This is a genomic window from Amycolatopsis acidiphila, from assembly GCF_021391495.1.
Taxonomy (GTDB): Bacteria; Actinomycetota; Actinomycetes; order Mycobacteriales; family Pseudonocardiaceae; genus Amycolatopsis_E; species Amycolatopsis_E acidiphila.
Window position 1 is genome coordinate 7,330,698 of the sequence record NZ_CP090063.1, and the last position, 24,768, is coordinate 7,355,465.

Below are 24,768 nucleotides of genomic sequence, written 5' to 3' on the forward strand. Positions count from 1 at the left end.
CGCGCCTTGGCGGGCTGAGAGGGTGACTGGTGTCCTTCGGCGGACCCGGTGTCACCGACCGCCGAACCTGACCGGGTAATGCCGGCGTAGGGAGTGACTCTGCTTTGACGACCCTGGAGAACAACGCGGATGTTCGCGTCACCACCGGGCCGATCACCGGGTCGCGGAAGGTCTACCACGCCACCGAGTCGGGGCTGCGCGTCCCCGCCCGGCGGATCGACCTCTCCAACGGTGACCACTTCGACGTCTACGACACCTCGGGCCCGTACACGGACCCGGACGCCGCCATCGACGTCCACAATGGACTCCAGCCGCTGCGCAGTGGCTGGAGTCAGCAACACAACACCCAGCTGGGCTGGGCGAAGGCGGGTGTGATCACCCGCGAGATGGAGTTCGTCGCGGCCCGGGAGCGGGTCAGTCCGGAACTGGTGCGCGACGAGGTCGCCCGTGGTCGCGCGGTGATCCCGGTCAACCGCAGGCATCCCGAGAGCGAACCGATGATCATCGGGAAGAAGTTCCTGGTGAAGGTCAACGCCAACATGGGCAACTCGGCCGTGTGGTCCTCGGTCGAGGAAGAGGTCGACAAGATGGTGTGGGCCACCCGCTGGGGCGCCGACACGATCATGGACCTGTCCACCGGCAAGCGCATCCACGAGACCCGCGACTGGATCCTGCGCAACTCGCCCGTGCCGGTCGGCACCGTGCCGATCTACCAGGCACTGGAAAAGGTCGACGGGGAACCGGAAAAACTCTCCTGGGAGGTCTACCGGGACACCGTGATCGAGCAGTGCGAGCAGGGCGTGGACTACATGACCGTGCACGCCGGGGTGCTGCTGCGGTACGTGCCGCTGACCGCGAAGCGCGTCACCGGCATCGTGTCGCGCGGCGGCTCGATCATGGCCGCCTGGTGCCTCGCGCATCACCGGGAATCGTTCCTGTACACGCATTTCGATGAGCTCTGCGAGATCCTCCGCCAGTACGACGTCACGTTCTCCCTCGGCGACGGGCTGCGCCCGGGTTCCATCGCCGACGCGAACGACCGCGCGCAGTTCGCCGAACTGGAGACGCTCGGCGAGCTGACGCACATCGCACGCGAGCACGACGTGCAGGTGATGATCGAGGGCCCCGGCCACGTGCCGATGCACAAGATCAAGGAGAACGTCGAGCTGGAGGAACGGCTCTGCGGCGAGGCGCCGTTCTACACCCTCGGTCCACTCGCGACGGACATCGCGCCGGGCTACGACCACATCACGTCGGCCATCGGCGCAGCGCAGATCGGCTGGTACGGCACGGCGATGTTGTGTTACGTCACCCCGAAGGAGCATCTGGGGCTACCCAACCGCGACGACGTCAAGACCGGCGTGATCACCTACAAGATCGCCGCGCACAGCGCCGACCTCGCCAAGAGCCACCAGTACGCGCAGGACTGGGACGACGAACTGTCCAAGGCACGCTTCGAGTTCCGCTGGCACGACCAGTTCAACCTGGCGCTGGACCCCGACACGGCACGCTCGTTCCACGACGAGACGCTGCCTGCCGAGCCCGCCAAGACGGCGCACTTCTGTTCCATGTGCGGGCCGAAGTTCTGCTCGATGCGGATCACCCAGGACGTCCGCAAGTACGCCGAGGAGCACGGTCTGTCCACTGTGGATGCCATCGAGGCCGGGATGCGGGAGAAGGCGGACGAGTTCGGGGAACAGGGCAACCAGGTCTATCTGCCGGTAGTGGAGCGATGACGGGAACACCGAGGACGGCTCTCACCATCGCCGGTTCCGATTCCGGCGGTGGTGCGGGCATTCAGGCCGACCTGCGCACGTTCTTCGCCTGCGGGGTGCACGGGCTCGTCGCGGTGACGGCGGTGACCGTGCAGAACTCGCTGGGCGTGCAGGGGTTCACCGAGATCCCGGCGGACGTGGTGACCGCGCAGATCAAGGCGGTCGCCGGGGACATGGGCGTGGACGCGGCGAAGACGGGCATGCTGGCGACCGCGGAGATCATCGACGCGGTGGCCAAGACGCTGGACGAGGTCCACATCGGACGGTCGGGCGAGACGCCGTTCGTCGTGGACCCCGTCGCCGCGTCGATGCACGGCGACGCCCTGCTGCGCGAGGAGGCGCTGGAGGCGATCCGCACCCAGCTGTTCCCGCGGGCCACGCTGGTCACGCCGAACCTCGACGAGGTGCGGCTGCTGACCGGCGTGGAGGTGACCGACCGGGACAGCCAGCGCCGCGCGGCGGACGCACTGCTGGCGCTGGGGCCGCAGTACGTGCTGGTCAAGGGCGGGCACCTGTACGACGACCCGGACTGCGTGGACCTGCTGTCCGACGGCTTCCAGTACATCGAACTGCGCGGGCCGCGCTACGAAACGAAGAACACCCACGGCGGCGGTGACACCCTCGCGTCGGCGATCACGGCGTCGCTGGCGCAGGACCTCGGGGTGCCCGACGCCGTCGCCGAGGGGAAGCGGTTCATCGAGCGGTCCGTCGCGGACGCGTACGAGCTGGGTGCCGGTGTCGGTCCGGTGTCGCCGTTCTGGCGGCTGCGACACTAGGGACCATGGGTGATATTCCTAGCGCGCTGACGATCGCCGGCTCGGACTCCGGTGGCGCGGCGGGGTTGCAGGCCGACCTGCGGACGTTCCTGACGTGCGGGGTGCACGGGCTGGTCGCGGTGACCGCCGTGACGGTGCAGAACACCCTCGGCGTGCACGGCCGGTCCGACGTCCCGCCGCACATCGTGGCGGGGCAGATCGAAGCGGTCGCGACGGACATGGGCGTGAACGCGGCGAAGACGGGCATGCTCGCGTCGGCGGCGATCATCGAAGCCGTTGCCGAGGCGTGCGACCGGGCGGACATCGGCCGGGACCGCGCGGTGCCCTTCGTCGTCGACCCGGTCGCCGCGTCGATGCACGGGCACCCGCTGTTCGACGAGGCCGGGCTCACGGCGTTGCGGGACCTGCTCCTGCCCCGGGCGACGGTGCTGACACCGAACCTGGACGAGGTGCGCCTGCTGACGGGCCTCACGGTGACCGGTCGTGAAGGAATGCACGAGGCGGCGGTGGCGCTGCACGCGATGGGGCCGCACTATGTGCTGGTCAAGAGCGGGCACCTGCGGGACGATCCGGAATGCGTGGATTTGCTGTACGACGGCTCGGGTTTCGTCGAGCTGCCGGGCCCCCGGATCGCGACGCCACACACGCACGGCGCCGGCGACTCGATGGCGTCAGCACTGACGGCGGGCTTGGCGCGTGGCATGACCGTCCCCGACGCGGCGCGGTTCGGGAAGTGGTTCGTGAGCAACGCCGTGGCGAACGCCTACCCGATGGGCGCCAAGGTCGGCCCGGTGTCGGCCTTCTGGCGCCTGGCCCCGGAGGAGCGGTAGGCGGCGGTGGCGGCGGTGGGCCGACCACCCACCCAGGCCGAACCCGGCAACGCCCAGCTACCCACCATGGCGAACCCGGCAACGGCAGCCGAATGCCCGCGCCCAGCCCGCTCCCTAACCCCGATCCCCGCCTCCTTCAACGATCAAAAATCGGGGTAGGACGGGCGTTCCCAACCACCCGCGCGCTACGCGCCCCCGCGCTTCGCGCGACCCCCGCGCTATGCGCGGGGGAAAAGATCAAGAGAGTCCTCGCCGGACGGGCAGGCTCAAACCGGACGGGCAGGCTCAAAGATGAGCCAGGAAAAGGCCCCTTCACGTCACCTTCTCGAGGTGGTCGAGTTGGGGGTCTTCGGCCTTGGCTTACGCCAACCCACCCCGAACCCCTCAATCCTCCTCCGACAGCAGCATCTCCAGCGCCACCAGGCCCGCCGCCAGGTCCTTCCGCTGCTCCGGCGGCAGGCGGTCGATGCGCTTGTTCAGCTCGTGCACCCTCGTCGACCGGACGCCCGACAGCATGCGCTCGCCGTCCTCCGTCGCGGTCGCCAGCCAGGCTCTGCGGTCGACCGGGTCGGGCTCGCGCCGGGCATAGCCCGCCTCCACCAGGCCGGCGATGATCCGTGACATGGTCGCCGCCGCGACGCCTTCCTTCACGGCCAGGTCACCGAGCCGCATCGAGCCCGACGCGACCAGCGTGGCGAGCGCCGAAATCGCGCCGTGCCCGGGACCGGGCGATCCCGCCTGCCGCAGCGAGCGCGACAGCCTGCCCACTGCCAGGAACAACCGCCCGGCGACGTCCTCGGTCGTCGACGTGTCCACCTCGGGCTCCTTCTGTTCGCCGTTCCCCCGACCCCCGAAGGGTGCGGACAACCATACGTGGTTCCCCTGTCTGAGTACGGTGAACACCCGAAAAGGGGCATTCCGCGTCGTCGCGCCTCAGCGGGCCGGCGAAGACGCCTGCGCCCAGAACCGCTGCGGAACCCGGCCCGCGCCGCGCGCGAGCCGGCCCGCGACCACCGCCGAACGCATCGCGTGCGCCATCCGCTCCGGGTCCTGCGCCCGCGTCACCGCCGTCGACAGCAACACCGCGTCGCAGCCCAGCTCCATCGCCAGCGCTGCGTCCGACGCCGTGCCGATACCCGCGTCCAGCACGATCGGCACGCCCGCGCGGGACACGATCAGCTCGATGTTGTGCGGGTTCCGGATGCCGAGCCCCGTCCCGATGGGCGCGCCGAGCGGCATCACCGCGGCACAACCCGCCTCCTCCAGCCGCAGCGCCAGCACCGGGTCGTCGTTGGTGTACGCGAACACCGTGAACCCGTCGTCGGCCAGCCGCTCCGCCGCGTCGAGCGTCTCGACCGGGTCCGGCAGCAGCGTCCGGTCGTCGGCGTGCACCTCCAGCTTGATGAGGTCGGTCTCCAGCGCCTCGCGCGCCAGCTGCGCCGTCAGCACGGCCTCGGCAGCGCTCCGGCAGCCCGCGGTGTTCGGCAGCAGCCGGATCCCCAGCCGCCGCACGAGCTCCAGCACCCCGGACCCGCCCTCGGCGTCGGCCCGGCGCATCGCGACCGTGGTCAGCTCGGTCCCGGACGCCACCAGCGCCCGTTCCAGCACCGCCAGGTTCGCCGCGCCACCGGTCCCGATGATCAGTCGCGAGCCCAGCTTGTGCTCGCCGATCGCGAGCTCGTCGCCCTCCAGCATGTCCTCACCCACCTTGTACCGCCGTCAGGATTTCCAGCCGCGCGCCCGCGGGCACGACCACCTCGGCCCAGTCGCCCCGCCGGACGACCTCGCCGTCGAGCGCCACCGCGATCCCGCGCGGCGCCGTGCCCAGTGCCTCGAGCAGCCCGGCCACCGTCGTCCCGTCCGGGAACGTCCGCCAATCGCCGTTGATCCGTACTTCCATCACTTCGCTCCCAGCCGATGTGGATGTGCCGCTTCGACGTGCGGAGGCGGCGCGGCGCCGTCGAGCCACGCGACGATCGCGTCCGCGGTCACCGGGGCCATCAGCAGCCCGTTGCGGTGGTGGCCCGTGGCCGCGAAGACGCCTTCGCCGAGCTCGCCGATGAACGGCAGCGTGTCGACGCTCGCCGCGCGAAGGCCCGCCGCGGTCTCGACGAGCTCGTACTCGTCGATGCTCGGGAAGATCCGTTCCGCGCCTTCGAGCAGCTCGCGCACCCCGCGCGCGCTCACGGTCTCGTCGAACCCGGCCTCGTACTGCGTCGCGCCGAGCACCAGCTCGCCGCCCGCGCGTGGCACCAGGTAGATCGGCCGCCCCTCGACGACGGCACGCACGGTGCGCGACGGCGGCGGCAGGCTCGTCCGCCGGGCTCGCAACCGCAGGATCTCGCCCTTCAGCGGCCGGACGGCCAGCGCCGGGTGCAGCCGCGCGCTGCGTGCACCGGCGGCGATCACCGCGACCTCGCACGGCACCTCCCCGGACACGGTGCGGACGCGGCCGGTTTCCACCTCGGTCGCGTCGTCGTCGACGAACTTGACGCCGTGCCGGATCGCGGCGGCCTGCAGCGAACGCAGCAGCTTGCGGTTGTCGACGGCCAGGTCACCCGGCACGAGCAGGGCCCGCACGCCGCTGACCCCCGGTTCGAGCGAGCGCAACTGTCGCCCGGTGACGGACTCGACCTCGCGGCCGACCGTGCGCAGGTAGTCGGCGAGCACGCCCAGCTGGTCGGCGTCGCCGCGGTCGAGCGCGACCACGACGGTGCCGGTGGTCGACAGGCCAGGGTCGCCACCGTCTTCGGCAAGTGCGGCCGCGAACGCCGGCCACCGCCGCAGCGACTCCTCGCCCAGGTGCAGCGCGGCTTCCTCGCCGGGCCAGGCTTCGGTGACCGGCGCGAGCATCCCGCCCGCGACCCACGACGCACCGCACCCCGGCGAACGATCGATGACCGTCACGTCGTACCCGGCGGCCGCGGCACGCCAGGCCACGGACAGGCCGATGACGCCGCCACCGACGACTGCCAGCTGGTTCACCACAGAAATCACGCTCCCTGCGCCGGCATGATCCGGATCAGGTTCCACGGTCGGAGCGGTTCCGGCTCCCTCTCAGCCCGTGTCCTCGGGCTCCCGTGCGGACACCTCCACGTTACCTCTTGCACTACCGTGACCATCATGCCAGGCCTCAGTGGGGATCAGATCAGGAAGCGGCTCGACGCGGCGCGGCTCTACCTGTGCACCGACGCGCGCAGTGAGCGCGGCGACCTCGCCGAGTTCGCCGACGCGGCGCTCGCCGGAGGCGTCGACATCATCCAGCTCCGCGACAAGACCAGCGGAGCGCCGCTCGAGGCGAAGCAGGAGCTGGCCGCGCTGGAGGTGCTCGCCGAGGCGTGCGCCCGGCACGGCGCACTGCTCGCGGTGAACGACCGGGCGGACGTCGCGCTCGCCGTCGACGCGGACGTTCTGCACCTGGGCCAGGACGACCTGCCGGTGCCGCTCGCGCGCCGCGTCATCGGGGACGAGCCGGTCATCGGCCGCTCCACGCACTCCGTCGAACAGGCACGGGCGGCGGCGGCGGAACCGGGCGTGGACTACTTCTGCACCGGGCCGTGCTGGCCGACCCCGACCAAGCCGGGCCGCTCGGCGCCGGGCCTGGACCTGGTGCGGGCGACGGCCGGGGCGACGCGGCCGTGGTTCGCCATCGGCGGGATAGACGACGAACGCCTGCCCGAGGTGCTCGAGGCAGGCGCTACCCGTGTCGTGGTGGTGCGGGCGATCACCGAGGCCGAGGACCCGCAGGCCGCGGCCCGCCGGATCGTCTCCGCCCTGCCGTAGCGGTCAGCCGCTGGTCGGGCCGGCGCTCTCGGTCGGCGTCGCCGAAGCCGTCTGCGAGGCGCTGCTCTGCGAGGGCTGTTCCTGCTGAGTGGTGCTGGGGACGGACGTCTCGCTCTGCTCGGTCGAGGTGGCGGTCGGACGCGACTTCGAGGTCTGCGTCTCGGTGACCGTCGTCGTCTCGTGCGTGGTGGTCGCCGAACCGCCCGACCTGCCCACGACCTGGCCGAACGTGGTGCCCGAACCACCTGAAACCGCGTGCCCGGTCAGGCTCTCGAACCCGGTCAGGGCCAGCATCCCGACGAGAAACGCCACGACGCTGGTGCCCGCGATGAGCGTCCAGCGGTTCTTCCACCAGGGCGGCTTCGGCTTGGTCTCGGGCTTCGCCAGCACCTGCGTCGGTGCCCCCGTCGCGTTCTGCACCGCGGTCGCGTTCTGCGCGCCGGGCCGGGGGAGGTACACCGTGCGCTCCCCGCCGCCGGACTGCCCCGCGCCCGCCATCGGCAGGTACTGGGTGGGCTGCACCCGGTTGACCGCCGTCGCCGGCAGCTGCCCCTGCTGCGCCGGCCCGGGCTGTATCAGCGGGTTGGCCGGGAGCCGCGGCGGCGGTTCGACGAACCGCGTCTCCTGCCGCAACCGCGTGTCGGTCAGCGCCAGCACCTCGGCCGTCTTGCGGGCGGCCTCCTTGGTGCGGCGCAGCGACCGCAGGTACACCTCACTGCCGATCGTGGTGATGATGCTGGCGATCCCCGCGCCCGCGACGGTTCCCCCCACGCCCAGCGTCGAACCCAGGAACGCCGCCGTGATCGCGGCGAGTGCCGACGCGACCACCTGTGCCGGCTTGAGACCGGTCTTCTGAGTCTCTTCCTTTTCCTCGGTCATGATTCCGATCTGCTCGCAAGTTGCCCCACCGTGATCCCACGGTGTCCAACGTGTTAGTCGATCGGAATGCTCCCGGCGTTAGCAGTTTCGTGAGCAGCACCACGACGACTGTCCACTTTGGATCAAGCGGCCTTCACCACGACCTCATACCCGTGAAATCCGGATTCATCCGCGAACGTGCGTAGGCGGTCCGTCGACGGCGCAGTGCAGGCACTTTCCTAGATCAAGCTTCCCTTGCGGCGCAACGTGTTCCGGCGCCAACACGGAGTTACGGACACCGAGCCCGCACAGCGCCCCGACGACCGCGAGCCCGGCGCAGACGAGAAGCGAGACCCGCCAGCCCGAGGTGAGCGCGGCGGGATCGGAATACGACTCGCCGGTAAGTCCGGCGATCGCGGGCAGCACCGCGATGGCGATCAGGTTTCCGGCGCGGGCGATCGCGTTGTTCACGCCCGAGGCGACTCCGGCGTGCTCGTCGGGCACCGCCGCGAGCACGGTCGCCGTCACCGGCGCGACCACCGTGGCCAGGCCCAGCCCGAACACGACGATCGCGGGCAGCACGCTGCCGACGTAGGACGAGCCAGGGCCGACCCGCGTCAGCAGCAGCATGCCCGTCGCCAGCAGGCACGGCCCCACGACCAGCTGCGTTCGCGGCCCGATGCGCTGGGCGAGCGCGCCGGAACGCCCGGACAGCAACAACATGATGATCGTGATGGGCAGCCCGGCGAGGCCGGCCGCGGTGGGCGAGTAGCCGAGCGAGACCTGCAGCTGCAGCACCAGCAGCATCATCACGCCGCCGAGCGCGGCGTAGACGACGAAGGTCAGGCCGTTGGACAGGGTGAACGTGCGGTCCGCGAACATGACCGGCGGCACCAGCGGGGTGGCCGAGCGCAGCTGCAGCCGGACGAACGCGGCGAGCCCGGCGAGGCCGACGACCGCCGCGACGAGCACCAGCGGGTCGGCGACCCCTCGTCCGGGCGCCTCCACCAGGGCCGCGGTGATGCCGGCGAGCCCGATCGCGCCGAGCACGGAGCCGGTCACGTCGATCCGGCCGCTCACGGTCTCGTCGCGGGACTCGGGCACGTACTTGCGGGCGAGCCAGACGCACACCACGGCGATCGGCAGGTTGATCAGGAAGCCCAGCCGCCACGACCACACCTGCACGAGCAGGCCGCCGACCAGCGGGCCGATCGCGGCCGCGAGGCCGCCGAGCCCGGACCAGGCGCCGATCGCGCGCCCGCGGTCGGCGCGGACGAACGACGCCTGCAGGATCGCGAGCGAGCCGGGCGTCAACAACGCGCCGCCGATGCCCTGCAGCACGCGCGTGCCGACCAGCATCGGCGTCGACACCGCGAGCCCGCACAGCACTGAGGAGGCGCCGAACCACACGACGCCGATGACGAACATCCGGCGCCTGCCGTAGTGGTCGCCCAGCGAACCCGCGATGAGGATGAGCGAGGCCAGCGCGAGCAGGTAGCCGTCGAGGATCCACTGGAGGCCGGCGACGGAGGCGTTCAGCTCCCTGCCGATCCGCGGCAACGCGACGTTGACGATCGAACCGTCGAGCATCGCCATCCCCGACCCGAGGATGGTCGTCGCGAGGACTCCGCGGGCCTGCGCCGTCCCCCAGCGGACGGTCACGGCGTGGTGAGCGTGGTGACGAACTTGTAGCGGTCGCCCCGGTAGATGGAGCGGACGAACTCGACCGGCTTGCCGTCGGTGCCGAACGAGTGCCGGGACAGCAGCAGCACGGGCATGCCGACGTCGGCGCCGAGCAGCTCCGCCTCCTGCGGGCCGGCGAGCGAGGTCTCGATGGTCTCCTCGGCGCGCTCCATCTGGACGCCGAACTGCTCGCGCAGCACCGCGTAGAGCGAGCCGCCCGAGGAGATGTGCTTGCGCAGGCCGCGGAACCGGCTCAACGGCAGGTGGGTGGTCTCCAGCGCCATCGGCTCGTTGTCGGCGAGGCGCAGCCGCCGCATCCGCATGATCTTGGCGCCGCTGCGGATGCCGAGCAGCTTCGACATCTCCGGCTCGGAGACCAGTTCCTCGATCTCGAGCAGCTTCGACGACGGTTCACGGCCCTGCGCCCGCATGTCCTCGGTGTAGGAGGACAGCTGCAGGCGCTGCGCGAGCTTGGGCTCGGCCGCGAAGGTGCCCTTGCCCTGCACCCGGTGCAGGCGGCCTTCCGCGGTGAGGTCGGCCAGCGCCTGGCGCACGGTCGTGCGGGAGACGCCGAAGTCGGTGGCGAGCGCACGCTCGGTCGGGATGGGCGAGCCGGGCGGCAGGCTCTCCAGGAGGTCCAGCAGATGCTGCTTCAACGCCCAGTACTTCGGCTCGCGCTGACCCCGCGTGGGTGACTCGAACATGACCGACTCCCTCTTTTTGAACCGCCCGCCGGGCGCAGGAAGAAACTACCCTTTCGCCTCGTCCCCGCGCCCGCGTTAATATTGGTCTAGACCTTAAAGTGCCAATGCTGCGAAGATGCAGCGAAACCTACCGGATCGCGGCCGCGGTCCGCCCTGGCGACGCGGCGGGGACTACGCGCACAATCGCAGGAACACGAGAGGGACGACTATGACCACCCCCGGACAGCACATGGCAGCCGAGATCGCGGAGCAACCCGCCGTGCTGGCCGGCCAGGTGGCCCGCCGCGCGGAGTTCGCCGAGGTGGCCCGGGGCATCGCCCGGCGGCCGCCGCGGTTCGCGCTGCTGGCCGCGCGCGGGTCGAGCGATCACGCGGCGCTGTACGCGAAGTACCTGATCGAGGTACTCCTGGGGCTGCCGGCGGGCCTGGTGTCGCCGTCGACCGTGACACTTTACGGCGCTCGTCCCGACCTGCGCGACGTCCTGCTGATCTCGGTGAGCCAGAGCGGCGGCTCGCCCGACCTGCTGGAATTCACCGAGACCGCCCGCGCGCAGGGTGCGCTGACGGTGGCGGTCACGAACACCCCGGCCTCGCCGCTGCACAAGGCCGCCGAGCTCGCAGTGGACATCGGCGCGGGCACCGAGCAGGCGGTCGCCGCGACCAAGACGTACTCGGCGACGCTGCTGGCGTTGTACCTGCTCATCGACGCCGTGCGTGGCGGGGACGGCTCGGCGGCGGCCGACCTGGGTGCCCTCGCGGAACAGGCGCTCCAAGCCGATGTGCAGCGCGCGATCGACCGGTACCGCTTCGTCAACCGCGTGATCACAACCGGGCGCGGCTACTCGTACGCGACAGCGTTGGAATCGGCGCTGAAACTGGCCGAGACGAGCTACCTCGCCGCCCGTGCCTACAGCGGCGCGGACCTGCTGCACGGCCCGGTCGCGGCGATCGACGAGGACACCGCGGTGCTCGCGGTGACCGGTTCAGGTCGCGGCGGCGGCGCCATGCACGACGTGCTGAAAGCGGTTGCCGAGCGGGGCGCGGACGTCCTCGCGGTCGGCTCGTCCAGTCAGGACGTGCCCGCGGCGCTGCGCATCCCGGTGCCGGAGGTCGCCGAGGAGCTGGCGCCGGTGCTGGAGGTGCTGCCCGTGCAGCAGCTCGCGCTCGGGCTGTCGGTGGCACGCGGCGGTGACCCGGACAGCCCGCGTGGCCTGCTCAAGGTCACCAAGACGCGATGAGCTTCGTCATCGGGGTGGACGCGGGCGGCACGTCCACCCGCGCGCTCGCGGTGGCCGCGGCCGGGACGGTCCTTGGCAGCGGTCGCTCGGGCGGTGCCAACCCGAACTCGCACTCGCCCGAGACGGCCGCCAAGCATCTCGGGGAGGCGATCGGCGCCTGCCTCGGCGGACTCGATCCGCAGGAGGCAAACGCTTGCGTGGTCGGCATGGCCGGCAGCAGCAAGCTGACCGACCCGGCGGTGGCCGGTCTGTTCGAGGCGACCTGGGCCCGGCTGGGGCTGGGCGAGGTGCTCGTGTTGACCGACGCCGAGGTCGCGTTCGCGTCGGCGACGGCCGCCCCCGACGGCACGGTGCTCATCGCCGGCACCGGCTCGATCGCGGGCCGGATCCGCAAGCGCCGGATGGTGTCCACGGCCGGCGGCTACGGCTGGCTGCTGGGCGACGAGGGCTCGGCGTTCTGGCTCGGCCGCGAAGCCGTCCGCGCCACGCTCGACGCCCTCGGCGGCAGTGACGAGCTGGGCCCGCTCGCCACCGCGGTGCTCGCGGAGGCCGGCATCGAGGTCGCCGACCGGCTCCAGGCCTGGCGGCGGCTGATCACCGTCGCGAACGCCGAAGCCCCGATCCGGCTCGCGCGGTTCGCCCCGCTGGTCAGCGCGGCGCCCGACGCGGGGCCGATCCTGAACCGGGCCGCGACCCTGCTCGTCGAGATCGCGCTGGCGACCCGCGAGCCCGGCGAGGACACACCGGTGGTGCTCGTCGGAAGCGTGCTCAACGGGCCGGTCGGTGCCAGGGTGCGCGCGAACCTTTCCAGCCTCGAGGTCCTGACCAGCACCGACGGCGTGCTAGGCGCCGCCTGGCTCGCCGCGGTCGAGGCCTTCGGCGAGAGCGCCGTCCGGCCCCGGCGCTGACTCCCTTTCCCCGGCGGGCTCGAGGCGCAGGCCCGGATGGTCGGCAGGCAGCGTGCGGTAGAGCACCCAGCCGCTGACCGCGATCGTCAGCGCCTGCAGCGGCCAGGTGAGCACGGTGCGTGCGACGCCGAGCGCGACCAGTTGCCCGGTCCACCACAACGGCAGGTAGACGGCGACCCGCAGCAGGTACTGGCACGACCAGGTCAGGCTCGCGCGCGAGTAGGCACGCAGCAGCGCCGGATCCCGGCGCCACCGCGTCTTCTGGCCGAGCACCAGCCCGACCACCACGCCGAGCAGCGGCCAGCGCACGACCACGCTCGCCGCCCACAGCAACGCGCTGGCCACATTGGACAGCAGCTGGATCAGAAAGAAGTCCTGCGCACGACCGGTGTGCAGCGCGACCAGCGCCGCGACGATCACCGCCGCGAGGCTCACCACGACCGCGCGGGCCTTGTCGCCCCGGACGAGCCGGAACACCCCGACCGCCACCGCGGTCGCGGTCGCCGCCACCGAGCCCCACGCGATGGAGTTCCCGGCGATCAGCCAGCCCAGGACGAACGCCAGCGGCGGCAGGCTCGCGTCCACCGCGCCCTTGCGGCCGCCGAGCACACTCGCCAGGGATTCGCGTTCCCGAGCCGCAGGTGAGGTCACCCTCACATGCTGCCCGATTGCGCCCTTTCGGGGGAGTACGTCCCGAGATCTTCGCCACAGGGAGTGTTTCGCTCCGGTAATGAAGAGGCGCTGATGACCGACAAAGTAAGAAACTATGACGTCCGAGGAAACCGACGGTGGCGTAGGTCGGGAACAGGGGTGCATCCTCGCGATGTTGGTTCTGGGGAGAACCGGCAGGTGCGTAGAGAGGGGAATCGCAGCGTGTACGGCTACGACAGCTATGTCGCCTTGGGCGACAGCTTCACCGAAGGCCTGAACGACCGCCTCCCCGACGGCACCTTCCGCGGCTGGGCAGACCGGCTGGCCGAGATCCTCGCCGGCGGCCGGCCCGGCTTCCAGTACGCGAACCTGGCGCTGCGCGGGAAGATGCTCGCCGAGATCATCGACGAACAGGTCCCTCTCGCCCTCGAGCTCAAACCCGACCTCGTGACGTTCTGCGGCGGCGGCAACGACGTCATCGTGCCCGGCACCGATGTCGACGAGATCGCCGCGAAGATCGACGAGGTGATCGCGGCGCTCCGCGGCGCCGGTATCGACGTGTTGCTGTTCAACGGTCCCGACACCAAGTCGTTGTCGGTGATGAGCGTGCTGCGCGGGAAGATCGGCATCTACAACACGAACCTGTGGACGATCGCCGCGCGGCACGGTGCCCGCGTGGTGGACCTGTGGACCATGGACGTGCTGCGCGACTTCCGCGCCTGGAGCGACGACAGGCTGCACTTCACACCCGAGGGCCATCGGCGGATCGCGTTGCGGGCCGCCGAACTGCTCGGCGTGCCGGTGGCCGAGGACTGGCGTGAGCCGTGGCCGGCGCTGACGGCCCAGCCCAACTGGGTCGAGCTGCGCCGCTCGGACCTGGCCTGGACGAAGATGCACCTGCTGCCGTGGATCCGCCGCCAGCTGCGCGGCGAGTCCATGGGGGACGGCCTGTCGCCGAAGCGGCCGCAGCTCACCCCGTTCGTGATCCCCGCCGTTCCCGTCGACGACCACGCTCCGACCAGCTAAGTCGCGTTCGGGCGTGACGCGGCTTACAGTCGCGATGTGTCCGGTTCACGCAGCTGGATCCCGGCCGTGCCGATCGCGGTGGTGGTGACCGGCGTACTGGCGTTCGCCGCGATCTCGGTGCAGGGCCCGCAGCTGCGTGCCCATCTCGCGCAGCCGGGCCGCGCCTCCGCGCAGGCGGCGATCGACCGGACGCTGGCCGCCGAGCCGATCACTTTCGCGCCCAACGCCACCGAACCGACCGGAGGCGTCGCGCCGCTCGCCGAGGTCCTCCGCATCGCGCCTACAGGACTCACCTTCGAGGTCGGCGGGCATACCGCAGCGGGGCCGGGCGGGGAGGAAACAGCGCTCGCGCTGTCGCAGACGCGAGCGGACGCCGTCGTGAAAGCGCTTGCCGCGGCCGGGGTGCTTGCCGACCGGCTCACGGCGAAGGGCTACGGCGACACCCGGCCCAGCGCCACCGGCGACGACCGGCGCGTGGACGTCACGGTCCGGTAGGAGGTCGCGATGCTGTGGCTGTTCGGGCAGATCTGGCTATGGCTGCTGGTGGCATTCGCGCTCGGCGTGGTCACGACGGTGGTGGTCCTGCGCCCGCGCCGGAAGTCGGTCCCGTCGGCCACGCACGCGGAGCAGACCCAGGTGCTCCCACTGCCGCCGGACGAGTATGTCGACCCGGAGCCCGAGCCCGACGCCGGTGACTGCGCGCGAGGGCGCCGCTCCGGCACGTTGCCGATCGATTGGCCGCCTGCGAGCTGACGAACCGCTCCTTGCTAAGTTTCAGCCATGCCGCTCCCGCACTGGACCATGGAGGGCTTACTCCCGCCTGGGCGGCTTCCAGCCGATGTCGCCGACATCTACGAGCGTCTCGTCTTCGACGCGCCACACCAGAACGAGCGGGAGATCCTGTTCAGCGCGCTCAACAGCTACCTCGGCGCGGTCGCCCGGATCATCCCCAGTGGCCGCGCGTGGGTCGGCGGCTCCTTCATCGCCCGCACCGAGCACGTGCCCGGCGGCCTCGACGTGGTCCTCATCCCCGACGACTGGGGCAGCCTCAAGCGGATGACCGGCCCGGCGCGCGACTCCCTGTACGGCCTGGTCACACTGCGCGGCGTGATCATCGGCCAGCCCGCGATGTACCTCGACCAGGTGCAGCCGGTGGGCGGCCTGCTCGACGGCTTCCTGTGCTTCCCCGGTGATGAGGAGACCTGGGCGCAGACCTGGTCCGGCCAAGGCACGCGCGGCTTCCCCGAGGTGATCTGGTGACCGAGTTCCGCAGGATCGCCGACGACATCCCCGGCGGCACCTGGCTCGACGACCTCGCCCGCGCCTCGGCGATGGCCGCGCACGCCAAGTTCGAGCGCACCTCACGGTCGCCGCTGCTGCGGGTGTCGATGCTGGGCTCGACCAACCTCGACGCCTATACGTACTCCGACATCAGCCGGGCGCTGCAGGACGCGACCGCGAAGGTCGGCCACATCATCCGCAACCCGCAGGCCGAGGTCACCTACGTCCAGCCGACCGACCGCGACAAGGCCCCGCTCATCCAGCGCGGCCAGGCCGGGAACACGATCTTCTTCGGCTTTCCGGAACCCGCCCTCGACGACGCGCTCATCCACGACGGCATCGAGACGCTGTCCGAGCGCGCAGTCAAGGAGCTGTGCGACTTCCTGCCCGCGAACGGGTCCGACGACGGTGCGCTCGACGCGGTGCTGCTGCAGCGCGACACCGTCCGCAACGCCGTCAGCGACATCGTCAACGCGGTGGTCAAGAACGTCGGCATCGGCATCCAGCTGACCCCGACCTCCGGCGACGAGGTCGCCCGCAGCATGACCCTGGACCAGGCGAAGGTGCTGCACAGCAGCCTGCGTGAGTCACGCGAGGCGGTGGGGTACGAGACCGTCTCCGGCCGGCTCGACGGGGTGCGCACGCGGCGGCGGATCTTCTACCTGGAGCGCGAGTCCGGCGGCACGATCCAGGGCGCGGTCGCGCCGGACCTGCTGGGCCAGATCAAGGAGAACCTCGACCGCCCGGTGACGGCGCGGCTGCGGGTCGTGCGCACGACCACCATCGACGGCAGGCGCGGACGGCCGGTGCACGAGCTGCTCGAGATCACGCCCGAGGTCAACCTCTTCGACCAGTAGAGACGAGTACGGCCCCGCGCCACCAGTCCCGATCTGGTGGTGCGGGGCCGCACCCGGTGGAACACATTGTCAGCGGTCGCACAGGACTACCCGAGCGAGGAAGAACCCCTACCACCGACGACAACCTCGGACCGCTCCGTCGCCGGAGCGGTTGCGACACCGTAACAGGCTGCGTTGGACCGGCTACAAGCGGCCCGAGTTTCCCTGTGATTCAGCGCGCAACCGGGGTGAACTCCCGGCTGCCGATGAAGGTCGGCCGCGGCTTGCTCGCCGCGTACGGCTCCACCAGTGCGTTCTCGACGCTGTTGAACACGATGAAGATGTTCGACCGCGGGAACGGCGTGATGTTGTTCCCCGAGCCGTGCATGATGTTCGAGTCGAACCACAGCGCCGAGCCGGCCTGCCCGGTGAACTGCTCGATGCCGTACTCGGCGGCGAGCCTGGTGACGTCCTCCTGGGCCGGGACGCCGATCTCCTGCTCCTTGAGCGACGCCTTGTAGTAGTCCTCCGGGGTCTCCCCCACGCACGGCACGAACGTGCGCTGCGAACCGGGCATGACCATCAGTCCACCGTTGAACGGGTAGTTGTCCGTCAGCGCGATCGAGCAGCTCACCGCCCGCGGCCGGGGCATCCCGTCCTCGGCGTGCCAGGTCTCGAAGTCCGAGTGCCAGTAGAACCCCGTGCCCTTGAACCCGGGCATGTAGTTCACCCGGCTCTGGTGGATGTACACCTCCGAGCCGAGGATCTGCCGGGCCCGGTCGAGGATGCGGGGATCGCGGATGAGCTCACTGATGAGCTCGCTGAGCCTGTGCACCTCGAAGACGGACCGGACCTCGCCGCTGGCCTTCTCGGTGATCACCCGCTCGTCGGACTTGAGCGCTTCGTCGCCGGACAACCGGACCAGTTCCTGCCAGTAGGTCTGCACCTCTGCCGGGGAGAGCAGCCCCTCGGCGACGTGGAAACCCTTCGCGTCGTGCGACGCCAGCGTCGCAGCGTCCACCGGGCCGTCGCCCACGGCGCCCCAGACCGTCGGGTCGACCCGGTCGAACGGCTCCGCGGTCCCGGTGACCCGCGTCGGATACAGGTCCTCGACCTGGGTGTCCATGATGGTCAAAACGGTTCGCCTCCTTGTGGCTTCCCCTTTTTTTCGTGTTCGGCGGTTGCGTCAGTCGTCTTCGGTGACCAGCGGGTACACGCCGTTCTCGTCGTGCACCTCGCGCCCGGTCACGGGCGGGTTGAAGACGCACACGGTCTTCATGTCGGTCTTCGGCCGGACCTGGTGCTTGTCGTGGTCGTTGAGCACGTAGATCGAGCCCGGCCGCAGCTGGTGGGTCTCGCCGGTCGCCTTGTTGGTGACCTCGCCTTCACCCTCGTAGACGAACACGGCCTCGATGTGGTTCGCGTACCAGAAGTCGTTCACGGTTCCCGCGTACAGCGTGGTCTCGTGCACGGAGAACCCGACGCCGTCCTTGGCGAGCAGGATGCGCTTGCTCCGCCAGTTGGGCTCCTTGATGTCAGCGTCGGTGTCGGTGACCTCGTCGAGGGTACGGACGATCAAAACTCTCTCCCGTTCTACTTGCTCAGTACGGCCTTGACGGAGGCGTCGATGATCTCGAGGCCTTCGCCCACTTCGGCGTCGGTCAGCGTCAGCGGCGGCAGCAGCTTGGCCACCTCGCTGTCCGGGCCGGAGGTCTCCATCAGCAGACCGCGTTCGAACGCGGCCGCGCACACCTTCCCGGCGATCTCGCCGCTCTGGAACTCCAGGCCGCGGGCCAGGCCCCGGCCCTTCGCGGTCAGGCCCGCCTCGGGGTAGGCCTCGGCGATGCCCTCGAGGGCAGCCCCGAACCGCTCGCCCTTGGCCCGCGTGGACTTCTCCAGCTCGTCGTTGCTCCAGTAGGTGCGCAACGCCTCGGCGGCGGTGACGAACGCGGGGTTGATGCCGCGGAAGGTGCCGTTGTGCTCGCCCGGCTCCCAGACGTCCAGCTCGGGCTTGATCAGCGTGAGCGCGAGCGGCAGGCCGTACCCGCCGATCGACTTGGACAGGCACACCATGTCGGGCTTGATCCCGGCGTCCTCGAAGGAGAAGAACGGCCCAGTGCGCCCGCAGCCCATCTGCACGTCGTCGACGATCAGCAGGATCTTGTGCCGCTGGCACAGGTCGGACAGCCCGCGCAGCCACTCCAGGCTGGCGGCGTTGATCCCGCCCTCGCCCTGCACGGTCTCCACGATCACCGCGGCCGGCTCGTTGAGCCCGCTGCCCGAGTCGTCGAGCAGCCGCTCGAAGTACAGGAAGTCCGGGTACGCGCCGTCGAAGTAGTGGTCGTAGGGCATCGGCGTGGCGTGCACCAGCGGGATGCCGGCACCGCTGCGCTTCATCGAGTTGCCGGTGACCGACAGCGCGCCCAGGGTCATGCCGTGGAAGGCGTTGGTGAAGTTGATGACCGACTCCTTGCCGGTCACCTTCCTGGCCAGCTTCAGCGCGGCCTCGACGGCGTTGGCGCCGCCGGGACCGGGGAAGATGACCTTGTAGTCCAGCTCCCGCGGCTTGAGGATGTTCTCCTCGAAGGTCTCCAGCAGGTCTCGCTTGGCGACGGTGAACATGTCCAGCGCGTGCGTGACGCCGTCCCGGGCGATGTAGTCCAGCAGTGCCTGCTTCAGCACCGGGTTGTTGTGTCCGTAGTTGAGCGCCCCCGCGCCCGCGAAGAAGTCCAGGTACGGCTTGCCGTCCTCCGCGTAGAGGCGGCTACCCACGGCCCGGTCGAACACGACCGGCCACCCGCGGCTGTAGCTGCGCACTTCGGACTCGAGTTTCTCGAAGATGCTCACTGGTGTTTCCAACTCCCGACTGATGCCTTATCGGCCACCATTCCGCGCTATTGCACGGAAAGCGGGCCGATTCGGTAGAGGTCCTCTTGTTCGTGCCACTCGCCGTCCGCCGGGAAGTCGGATGACGCGAACAGTTCCGTCCGCTCCATCGTCGCGTTCCATCGTTTCGCGAACGACGCGAATGTTCTTATCGACGCTTCGTTGTCCGGGGTGACGGTGGTCTCCAGGTAGCGGACGCCCTGCCCCACCAGACGCGTGAACAACTCGTCCAGCAGTGCCCCGGCCAGGCCTTGTCCACGTTGTGACGCGTCGACGGCCACCTGCCACACCAGCGCCGCATCGGGCGCCACCGGTCTACGGTACGCGATTACGAAACCGACCGCTTGACCGTCCACTTTGGCCACAACCGAGGTGTCGGCGAAATCGCGGCACCACAACAAATACGCATACGGCGTGTTGAGATCCAGCTTCTGTGAATCCCGTGCGATTCGCCACAGCGCCGCGCCGTCGGCCTTGGTCGGAGAGTCGATCAAGTGCTTTGCGGACATGTCAAAACAAGCTAACAGAGGTTCTTAGCCCGTTCAGCGGAAGAGGAAGCGCGCACGCTAACTACCTGCAACGACGAGGAAACACGTGTGACAATGCCAACAGGATCGTATCTTTTGCGAGCGCGACGTGCTATAGGCCCAGCACGGACCTGCCGCGGTACTTTCGCGGGGTGCGGCCACCCTGCACAGCGCCGAGGCCGACGGTTTCGTTACACGGTAGTGGCACGGGTCACCTGATGCGAGTCGAAGCGGCCGGATCGCACGCCGCCCAGAACCGGGCTCCGAAGCGGGACAGTCGCACAGTGTGACGAACGAGCTTGACGCGCTTGGCCGTCGCGCTCGCCGTGCGGACCAGTTCGTCGGTCGCCAGGATCTCGTACTGCGAGCTCAGCGCGGGGTCGTCGGCCGTGATGTCGACCAGGCCGAGACCGGCCAGCCGGGTCAGGTAGCTGGGCACCTCGTCGGGCAGGATCACCCCGGCCGCCTTGCCGACCGTCGAGGCGTTGCGCAGCAGGATCCGCTCCCCGCGGGCGACGACGTCCACGGCCGGGTAGGCGTCCCCGTCTGAGAGCACCGCGAGGATGCGCGCCTCGTCCGGCGTCAGCGCACGCAGGACGGTCGCGTACAGGTACTCGCGAGCACGGTCGCGGTCGAAGGCGACCGACCGGTCCAGCAGCTCCTTCATCGCGGCGCGGAGCGGTTCGGCGGCGAGCACGACCTCTCCGGCACCGTCGGGCTCGCTGCCGCTCGACGCGGCGCTGAGCGCCACCACGTACGGGTCGTCGACCTCGTCGAGTCGTTTGCGCAGACCGGAGAGCACCTGGCGTTCCACCACGCGCAGGCTCTCGGTCGCGTTCTCCACGCCCGGCAGGCGGCGCCCGAGCGAGACGCCTGTGCGCGCGGCCCAGCCTGCGAGCCGGCCGGCTCGCTGGGGCAGGGAGTCCTCGGCGTCCGGCACCGCCGGCAGGTCGTCGCTGGTCACGAACGAGATGCTAGCGAAGCGACAGGCCGGTCAGCGTGCTGCTCGGCCGGCCCGTTTGGTCGCCTTGCGCAGCTGCAGGATCCGGGCCGCGCCGATCAGCGCGACCAGCACGGCCCCCGCGATCGCGGAGAACAGCATCGCGACCGCGAGCGGCAGGCTGCCGCTCATGCCGAGGAAGTTGACCGTGGCGGTGGCCAGGTTCTGCAGGATGAAGATGAGCAGGAAGACCAGGATGACGAGCGCGACGATCACCGCCACCCAGGTGCCGCTGATGCGGGTCCGCTTGATCGGCGCTGGCCGGGGCGGGGCCACCGGCGTGGCCGGGGCGGCCGGTTCCGCCGCGGCAGCAGGTGTTGCCGGGGTTGCCGGGTCCCGGCGAGTCTCGGCGAGGGGCTCGGGGTCCTGCGCGTGGGTCATACGCGGATTATGGTCCGGACGACGGTTTCGTGCTGCTTTACTGCATCCGATCGGGTGACCAGAGCAGGGTGATCATGCGGCGCGTGCCGATCTCCTCGCTCGCGAGGACGGCGGCCAGCTCCTCGGTGCGCTCGGCGCCGAGGCACAGGCGGCGACGCGTGACCGCGACCCGCTCGTCGAATGGCATCGGCGCGGGATCCTTCCGCCAGCGCACGACTTCCGGCTCCACGCCCAGCTCGCGCAGGGCCACGATGGCGTCGTCCGCGGTCGGCCCGGCGGGGCGGTCGAGATTGTGAAAGCGCTTCCACAGCTCGTTCATCCCGGTCAGCGGATGGGCCGCGGTCAGCTCGAGGACGACCCTGCGCGCGTGCTTCTCCAGCGCCCGGACGAACGGCCGCAGGTCGGGCACGTTGTAGAGAACGTTGGCGCAGACGGCGACATCGACCATGCCGACTTCGGCGTGCACGTCGGGCCAGCGCCCTTCGACCGTCCGGTACGGCAGGGACAACGCGGCGGCCCGCTCGGCGAACTCGGCGAGCAGCTTCGCGTTCGTGTCGACCGCTGTGAGGTGGGAGAGCGCCCTGGCGCACGGCAGGCTCGCCGCGCCCGCCCCGGCGCCGACGTCCAAAACCGTGCCGCCGTAGTCGAGTACGGCCTGGTGGGTCGGCGTCGAGGGAGTGCCGAGCTGGCGATCGGCCCGCCGGATGAACACGTTCCGCGGCACTTCCCACGGAGATTCCTTCGCCTGCGCGAGGATTTCGGGCGGGATCGCCCAGCCCGCCAGGTCGGTGGCCCAGCGCTCGACCGCGTTCATCGGCAGCTGCCGACAGTGTCCATGCAGTCAGGCTAGAGCCAAGCTTTCGCCGCTTCGACCGCTTCCAGGGTGATCATGTGGCCGCCTGGGTGGCGGTGCACGGTGACGTCCGCGCCGCGCTTTTCGAGCAGCGCGACGAACTGCTGGTTGGAGGGCAGCGGGGCCATCGGGTCCTGCTGTCCGTTGGACAGGAACACCCGGGTGCCGCTCAGGTCGTGTGCCGGCGGGTCGGGCACCGGCAGCATCGACGCGAACAGCGCGGCTTCGGTGAGCACGTCCGGGCGCAGCAGCGTCAGCGCGCCACCGATGTTCGCGCCGTTGGAGAAGCCGACCGCGATCAGGCGGCGGCCTTCGAGATCGTACTTCTCGCGCGCCTCGAGCACGAAGTCCGCCAGCTGGTTGGCGCGCACGACGACGTCCTCGTAGTCGAAAACTCCCTCGCGCAACCGCCGGAACCAGCGCGCCGCGCCGTGCTCCGACACCGGGCCGGCCGGCGCGAGCAACGGTGAGCCGGGGCTCAGCTCGCGGCCGAGGCCCATCAGGTCCGCCGGCCCGCCGCCGGTGCCGTGCAGCAGCAACAGCACCGGCGCGTCCGGCTCGCCCGCGACGAACTCGTGCTCGAGCGCGGTCACACCAGCTCCGGGTTGTTCTCGCTGGGCAGGTCTAGCTTCGGCAGCGTGTTCGCGATCTGCTCGCGGTTCGGCTCCAGCCACGGCGGGAGCTTCAGCGCGCGGCCCAGCTCCAGCAGCGGCTCGTCGATCGCGAAGCCCGGCTGGTCGGTCGCCACCTCGAGCAGGGTGCCGCCCGGCTCGCGGAAGTAGATCGAGCGGAAGTACTGGCGGTCGAGGATCGAGGTCACGTTCACCCCGCGGTCGACCAGCTCGTCGCGCCACGTGGCCTGGGTCGGCTCGTCGGGCGCGCGCCACGCCACGTGGTGCACGGTGCCGGCGGCGACCAGCCCACGCGGGGCGTCCGGGGTGACCAGGACGTCGACCATCGCGCCGGGGCCGCCCTCGCCGGCGCTGAAGCGCAGCCGGTTGGAGTCCTGGCTGGTGAAGCTCAGGCCCAGCTCACGGAACATCTCCGCGGTGGCGTCCTCCTCGGCGACGGACAACGTCACCGAGTGCAGGCCGCGGATCGCGTGCTCGGCCGGGACGTGCCCGTTGTCCCACGGGTCGCGCGGGTCGCCCTGCGGGTGCGCGACGAGCGCGAGCTGCAGGCCGTCCGGGTCGTCGAAGGTCAGCACGTCCTCGCCTTCGCGGTTGGCGATGCGGCCGGTGGTGATGCCGGCCTGGGCGAGGTGGTCCTTCCACCAGCCGATGGAGTTCGCCGGTACGGAGAAGGCGGTCGTGGTGGCCTGGCCGTTGCCGCGGCGGCCGCTGGGTGCGTCCTTCCACGGGAAGAACGTCATCAGCGAGCCGGGCTTGCCCGACTGGTCGCCGTAGTACAGGTGGTACGTGCCGGGGTCGTCGAAGTTGACGGTGGTCTTCACCAGCCGCAGGCCGAGCGTGCGCAGGTAGAAGTCCGCGTTGCGCTGCGGGTCGCCGCCGATCGCGGTGACGTGGTGCAGGCCGTTGGTCTTGATGGACATCGGTCCTCCTTAGCGAGGCGTGCCGGGAAGAAACTATCCCGACAACCTCTCGTGCGCAAGATATATTCCAAGAAGACAACTGTGCGTATACTGCCCGGGTGGCTGATGATGACGAGATCGTGACGTGGTGGGGCCTGGTCATCGAGGGCTACGTGGCGACGCAGGACAAGCTGATGGGCGAGATCGCCGAGCGGTTCGGGCTCTCGCCCGCGCAGTTCGACATCCTGCTCCGGCTGGTTCGCACACCCGGGTACCAGCTGCCGATGACCCGGCTGGCGAAGGAGGCCGCGCTGTCGAGCGGCGGGTTCACCAAGGTCGCGGACCGGCTCGTGGCGGCCGGGCTGATCGTGCGCCGACCGAACCGGGACGACCGGCGCGTGACGTACGCCTGTCTGAGCGAGCACGGCCGGGGGGTCGCCGAGAAGGCGCGCCGGGTCTGTGCGGACATCCTGCGGCAGCGGGTGCTGGAGCCACTGGGCCCGGACGCGTCGAAGGCTCTCGCCGCGGCCATGCGAACTCTGCGGACTGTCAACGGAGAGTAGTCGCGCGACGTAGTTGCCTCCCCGTCCACGCGGGCGCACGATGGTTCGGTCGCCCCCGATCGAGGAGGCAGTCATGCTCGCGAAATCCACCGTCGTCACGATGCTGCCGGTGCAGGACGCACACCGTGCGGGCCACTTCTACACCGACGCCCTTGGCCTGCACGAAGCGGCCGCGGGCCCCGACGGGACGCGGTACTTCGAGGTGGGCGGCGGCAACGCGATCGGGCTCCGCGAGCTGCCGGACGCCCGGCCGAGCGAGAACACGGCGCTGAGCTTCGAGGTCACGGACATCACCGCCGAGGTCGGCGACCTGGAAAAGCGCGGCGTGCGGTTCCTCGACTACGACAGCGGCGACCTGCGGACGGTCGGCCACATCGCCACCGTGGGCGCGGAGAAGGCGGCCTGGTTCACCGACACCGAGGGCAACTGCCTCTGCCTGCACCAGCTCGGCTGAGGCGGGCCACGCCGAGCCCGCGGCACGCCGGGGTGCTGGAGCACCTGGCCGAGCCCGCCGCACACCGGCCTGCCGGAGCAGGTGCCCGATCCCGCGGCACAGCGGCCTGCTGGAGCAGGTGCCCGATCCCGCGGCACAGCGGCCTGCTGGAGCAGGTGCCCGAGCCCACGGCACGCCGGGGCGCTGGAGCACTTGGCCGCGCCCGCGGCACAGCGGCCTGCTGGA

30 protein-coding genes and 1 riboswitch are annotated in these 24,768 nt (G+C 70.5%); of the genes, 13 read left to right on the forward strand and 17 right to left on the reverse strand.

Going from position 1 to position 24,768, the window contains the following annotated elements; genetic code table 11:
• Positions 1-104: 104 nt before the first annotated feature.
• From thiC to thiD (LWP59_RS35860), 3 genes are read left to right on the forward strand one after another with little or no spacing between them, the layout of a single operon-like run.
• Positions 105-1,736: a phosphomethylpyrimidine synthase ThiC gene (gene thiC / locus LWP59_RS35850; RefSeq protein ID WP_308431752.1), complete on the forward strand. Its 1,632-nt coding sequence runs from the start codon at positions 105-107 to the stop codon at positions 1,734-1,736.
• Positions 1,733-2,551, forward strand: a complete 819-nt coding sequence (thiD, locus tag LWP59_RS35855) for a bifunctional hydroxymethylpyrimidine kinase/phosphomethylpyrimidine kinase (RefSeq protein WP_144642801.1) — start codon at positions 1,733-1,735, stop codon at positions 2,549-2,551. Before thiC ends, thiD (LWP59_RS35855) begins: the two co-directional genes overlap by 4 nt.
• Positions 2,552-2,556: 5 nt before the next feature.
• Positions 2,557-3,381 carry a bifunctional hydroxymethylpyrimidine kinase/phosphomethylpyrimidine kinase gene (gene thiD / locus LWP59_RS35860; RefSeq protein WP_144642800.1) on the forward strand — a complete coding sequence of 275 codons (825 nt, stop codon included), beginning with the start codon at positions 2,557-2,559 and terminating at the stop codon, positions 3,379-3,381.
• A 384-nt stretch (positions 3,382-3,765) separates the two neighbouring features.
• On the opposite strand, the gene LWP59_RS35865 is transcribed toward thiD (LWP59_RS35860), so the two are convergent.
• The 4 genes from LWP59_RS35865 to thiO all read right to left on the reverse strand — a co-directional run bounded on the left by LWP59_RS35865 (position 3,766) and on the right by thiO (position 6,369).
• Positions 3,766-4,197 (reverse strand): MarR family winged helix-turn-helix transcriptional regulator, encoded by a 432-nt coding sequence (locus LWP59_RS35865; RefSeq protein WP_144642799.1) that lies wholly within the window; start codon positions 4,195-4,197, stop codon positions 3,766-3,768.
• Positions 4,198-4,314: 117 nt separating this feature from the next.
• Complete coding sequence (gene thiG, locus LWP59_RS35870; protein WP_186383422.1) at positions 4,315-5,076, reverse strand: thiazole synthase; 762 nt, start codon at positions 5,074-5,076, stop codon at positions 4,315-4,317.
• 4 nt (positions 5,077-5,080) lie between these two features.
• Positions 5,081-5,281 (reverse strand): sulfur carrier protein ThiS, encoded by a 201-nt coding sequence (gene thiS, locus LWP59_RS35875; protein WP_144642798.1) that lies wholly within the window; start codon positions 5,279-5,281, stop codon positions 5,081-5,083.
• Entirely contained in the window at positions 5,281-6,369 is a 1,089-nt protein-coding gene (thiO, locus tag LWP59_RS35880; protein WP_144642797.1) for a glycine oxidase ThiO, read from the reverse strand. The genes thiS and thiO overlap by 1 nt, the downstream gene beginning before the upstream one ends.
• A riboswitch (TPP riboswitch) is annotated at positions 6,364-6,473 on the reverse strand. It overlaps the preceding gene by 6 nt.
• Before the next feature lie 31 nt (positions 6,474-6,504).
• On the opposite strand from thiO, the gene thiE reads away from it, so the two are divergent.
• Positions 6,505-7,164, forward strand: a complete 660-nt coding sequence (thiE, locus tag LWP59_RS35885) for a thiamine phosphate synthase (protein WP_144642796.1) — start codon at positions 6,505-6,507, stop codon at positions 7,162-7,164.
• 3 nt (positions 7,165-7,167) lie between these two features.
• Here thiE and LWP59_RS35890 read toward each other — a convergent pair whose 3' ends face one another.
• From LWP59_RS35890 to LWP59_RS35900, 3 genes are all read right to left on the reverse strand, one after another.
• Entirely contained in the window at positions 7,168-8,043 is an 876-nt protein-coding gene (locus tag LWP59_RS35890; RefSeq protein WP_144642795.1) for a hypothetical protein, read from the reverse strand.
• A gap of 165 nt (positions 8,044-8,208) precedes the next feature.
• Entirely contained in the window at positions 8,209-9,618 is a 1,410-nt protein-coding gene (locus tag LWP59_RS35895; RefSeq protein WP_144642820.1) for an MFS transporter, read from the reverse strand.
• Between the two features lie 62 nt (positions 9,619-9,680).
• Positions 9,681-10,409: a GntR family transcriptional regulator gene (locus tag LWP59_RS35900; protein WP_144642794.1), complete on the reverse strand. Its 729-nt coding sequence runs from the start codon at positions 10,407-10,409 to the stop codon at positions 9,681-9,683.
• A gap of 229 nt (positions 10,410-10,638) precedes the next feature.
• On the opposite strand from LWP59_RS35900, the gene LWP59_RS35905 reads away from it, so the two are divergent.
• Positions 10,639-11,646, forward strand: coding sequence for an SIS domain-containing protein (locus LWP59_RS35905; protein ID WP_144642819.1), 1,008 nt, complete (start codon positions 10,639-10,641; stop codon positions 11,644-11,646).
• Positions 11,643-12,554: an N-acetylglucosamine kinase gene (locus tag LWP59_RS35910; RefSeq protein WP_144642793.1), complete on the forward strand. Its 912-nt coding sequence runs from the start codon at positions 11,643-11,645 to the stop codon at positions 12,552-12,554. The genes LWP59_RS35905 and LWP59_RS35910 overlap by 4 nt, the downstream gene beginning before the upstream one ends.
• Here LWP59_RS35910 and LWP59_RS35915 read toward each other — a convergent pair.
• On the reverse strand, positions 12,489-13,205 hold the full coding sequence (locus tag LWP59_RS35915) for a DUF3159 domain-containing protein (protein ID WP_144642792.1): 717 nt from the start codon (positions 13,203-13,205) through the stop codon (positions 12,489-12,491). The genes LWP59_RS35910 and LWP59_RS35915 overlap by 66 nt on opposite strands.
• A gap of 222 nt (positions 13,206-13,427) precedes the next feature.
• On the opposite strand from LWP59_RS35915, the gene LWP59_RS35920 reads away from it, so the two are divergent.
• The 5 genes from LWP59_RS35920 to LWP59_RS35940 are packed head-to-tail and all read left to right on the forward strand — an operon-like array spanning position 13,428 to position 16,369.
• On the forward strand, positions 13,428-14,231 hold the full coding sequence (locus LWP59_RS35920) for an SGNH/GDSL hydrolase family protein (protein ID WP_186383421.1): 804 nt from the start codon (positions 13,428-13,430) through the stop codon (positions 14,229-14,231).
• A 36-nt stretch (positions 14,232-14,267) separates the two neighbouring features.
• Positions 14,268-14,726 carry an OmpA family protein gene (locus tag LWP59_RS35925; RefSeq protein ID WP_144642790.1) on the forward strand — a complete coding sequence of 153 codons (459 nt, stop codon included), beginning with the start codon at positions 14,268-14,270 and terminating at the stop codon, positions 14,724-14,726.
• Between the two features lie 9 nt (positions 14,727-14,735).
• Complete coding sequence (locus LWP59_RS35930) at positions 14,736-14,984, forward strand: hypothetical protein (protein WP_144642789.1); 249 nt, start codon at positions 14,736-14,738, stop codon at positions 14,982-14,984.
• Between the two features lie 27 nt (positions 14,985-15,011).
• Positions 15,012-15,491 (forward strand): DUF6932 family protein, encoded by a 480-nt coding sequence (locus LWP59_RS35935; protein ID WP_144642788.1) that lies wholly within the window; start codon positions 15,012-15,014, stop codon positions 15,489-15,491.
• Positions 15,485-16,369, forward strand: coding sequence for a hypothetical protein (locus LWP59_RS35940; protein WP_144642787.1), 885 nt, complete (start codon positions 15,485-15,487; stop codon positions 16,367-16,369). The genes LWP59_RS35935 and LWP59_RS35940 overlap by 7 nt, the downstream gene beginning before the upstream one ends.
• A gap of 211 nt (positions 16,370-16,580) precedes the next feature.
• Here the strand turns inward: LWP59_RS35940 and thpD are convergent, their stop codons facing one another.
• The 9 genes from thpD to LWP59_RS35985 form a co-directional block, all read right to left on the reverse strand.
• Positions 16,581-17,474, reverse strand: a complete 894-nt coding sequence (gene thpD / locus LWP59_RS35945) for an ectoine hydroxylase (protein ID WP_373299701.1) — start codon at positions 17,472-17,474, stop codon at positions 16,581-16,583.
• Between the two features lie 60 nt (positions 17,475-17,534).
• Positions 17,535-17,927, reverse strand: a complete 393-nt coding sequence (locus LWP59_RS35950; protein WP_144642785.1) for an ectoine synthase — start codon at positions 17,925-17,927, stop codon at positions 17,535-17,537.
• A gap of 14 nt (positions 17,928-17,941) precedes the next feature.
• Positions 17,942-19,195, reverse strand: a complete 1,254-nt coding sequence (gene ectB / locus LWP59_RS35955; protein WP_144642784.1) for a diaminobutyrate--2-oxoglutarate transaminase — start codon at positions 19,193-19,195, stop codon at positions 17,942-17,944.
• A 47-nt stretch (positions 19,196-19,242) separates the two neighbouring features.
• Positions 19,243-19,743, reverse strand: a complete 501-nt coding sequence (gene ectA, locus LWP59_RS35960; protein WP_186383420.1) for a diaminobutyrate acetyltransferase — start codon at positions 19,741-19,743, stop codon at positions 19,243-19,245.
• 229 nt (positions 19,744-19,972) lie between these two features.
• Complete coding sequence (locus LWP59_RS35965; protein WP_229857876.1) at positions 19,973-20,725, reverse strand: Abi-alpha family protein; 753 nt, start codon at positions 20,723-20,725, stop codon at positions 19,973-19,975.
• Positions 20,726-20,755: 30 nt separating this feature from the next.
• Positions 20,756-21,142, reverse strand: a complete 387-nt coding sequence (locus LWP59_RS35970; RefSeq protein ID WP_144642783.1) for a LapA family protein — start codon at positions 21,140-21,142, stop codon at positions 20,756-20,758.
• Between the two features lie 37 nt (positions 21,143-21,179).
• On the reverse strand, positions 21,180-21,956 hold the full coding sequence (locus LWP59_RS35975; protein WP_144642782.1) for a class I SAM-dependent methyltransferase: 777 nt from the start codon (positions 21,954-21,956) through the stop codon (positions 21,180-21,182).
• A 32-nt stretch (positions 21,957-21,988) separates the two neighbouring features.
• Positions 21,989-22,588, reverse strand: a complete 600-nt coding sequence (locus tag LWP59_RS35980) for an alpha/beta hydrolase (protein ID WP_144642781.1) — start codon at positions 22,586-22,588, stop codon at positions 21,989-21,991.
• Positions 22,585-23,547 (reverse strand): ring-cleaving dioxygenase, encoded by a 963-nt coding sequence (locus LWP59_RS35985; RefSeq protein WP_144642780.1) that lies wholly within the window; start codon positions 23,545-23,547, stop codon positions 22,585-22,587. Before LWP59_RS35985 ends, LWP59_RS35980 begins: the two co-directional genes overlap by 4 nt.
• Before the next feature lie 98 nt (positions 23,548-23,645).
• On the opposite strand from LWP59_RS35985, the gene LWP59_RS35990 reads away from it, so the two are divergent.
• Complete coding sequence (locus LWP59_RS35990) at positions 23,646-24,089, forward strand: MarR family winged helix-turn-helix transcriptional regulator (RefSeq protein WP_144642779.1); 444 nt, start codon at positions 23,646-23,648, stop codon at positions 24,087-24,089.
• Between the two features lie 73 nt (positions 24,090-24,162).
• Entirely contained in the window at positions 24,163-24,543 is a 381-nt protein-coding gene (locus tag LWP59_RS35995; protein WP_144642778.1) for a VOC family protein, read from the forward strand.
• Positions 24,544-24,768: the final 225 nt, after the last annotated feature.

Excerpts from the sequence above, each read along its gene's own strand:
- LWP59_RS35930 (WP_144642789.1), top strand. The coding sequence starts at position 14,736 with ATGCTGTGGCTGTTCGGGCAGATCTGGCTATGGCTGCTGGTGGCATTC.
- thiE (WP_144642796.1), top strand. The coding sequence starts at position 6,505 with ATGCCAGGCCTCAGTGGGGATCAGATCAGGAAGCGGCTCGACGCGGCG.
- LWP59_RS35970 (WP_144642783.1), bottom strand. The coding sequence starts at position 21,142 with ATGACCCACGCGCAGGACCCCGAGCCCCTCGCCGAGACTCGCCGGGAC.
- LWP59_RS35975 (WP_144642782.1), bottom strand. The coding sequence starts at position 21,956 with ATGAACGCGGTCGAGCGCTGGGCCACCGACCTGGCGGGCTGGGCGATC.
- thiD (WP_144642801.1), top strand. The coding sequence starts at position 1,733 with ATGACGGGAACACCGAGGACGGCTCTCACCATCGCCGGTTCCGATTCC.
- thiD (WP_144642800.1), top strand. The coding sequence starts at position 2,557 with ATGGGTGATATTCCTAGCGCGCTGACGATCGCCGGCTCGGACTCCGGT.
- thpD (WP_373299701.1), bottom strand. The coding sequence starts at position 17,474 with ATGGACACCCAGGTCGAGGACCTGTATCCGACGCGGGTCACCGGGACC.
- LWP59_RS35935 (WP_144642788.1), top strand. The coding sequence starts at position 15,012 with ATGCCGCTCCCGCACTGGACCATGGAGGGCTTACTCCCGCCTGGGCGG.
- LWP59_RS35995 (WP_144642778.1), top strand. The coding sequence starts at position 24,163 with ATGCTCGCGAAATCCACCGTCGTCACGATGCTGCCGGTGCAGGACGCA.
- LWP59_RS35985 (WP_144642780.1), bottom strand. The coding sequence starts at position 23,547 with ATGTCCATCAAGACCAACGGCCTGCACCACGTCACCGCGATCGGCGGC.
- LWP59_RS35895 (WP_144642820.1), bottom strand. The coding sequence starts at position 9,618 with ATGGCGATGCTCGACGGTTCGATCGTCAACGTCGCGTTGCCGCGGATC.
- LWP59_RS35900 (WP_144642794.1), bottom strand. The coding sequence starts at position 10,409 with ATGTTCGAGTCACCCACGCGGGGTCAGCGCGAGCCGAAGTACTGGGCG.
- thiG (WP_186383422.1), bottom strand. The coding sequence starts at position 5,076 with ATGCTGGAGGGCGACGAGCTCGCGATCGGCGAGCACAAGCTGGGCTCG.
- thiS (WP_144642798.1), bottom strand. The coding sequence starts at position 5,281 with ATGGAAGTACGGATCAACGGCGATTGGCGGACGTTCCCGGACGGGACG.
- LWP59_RS35905 (WP_144642819.1), top strand. The coding sequence starts at position 10,639 with ATGGCAGCCGAGATCGCGGAGCAACCCGCCGTGCTGGCCGGCCAGGTG.
- LWP59_RS35890 (WP_144642795.1), bottom strand. The coding sequence starts at position 8,043 with ATGACCGAGGAAAAGGAAGAGACTCAGAAGACCGGTCTCAAGCCGGCA.
- ectA (WP_186383420.1), bottom strand. The coding sequence starts at position 19,743 with ATGTCCGCAAAGCACTTGATCGACTCTCCGACCAAGGCCGACGGCGCG.
- LWP59_RS35910 (WP_144642793.1), top strand. The coding sequence starts at position 11,643 with ATGAGCTTCGTCATCGGGGTGGACGCGGGCGGCACGTCCACCCGCGCG.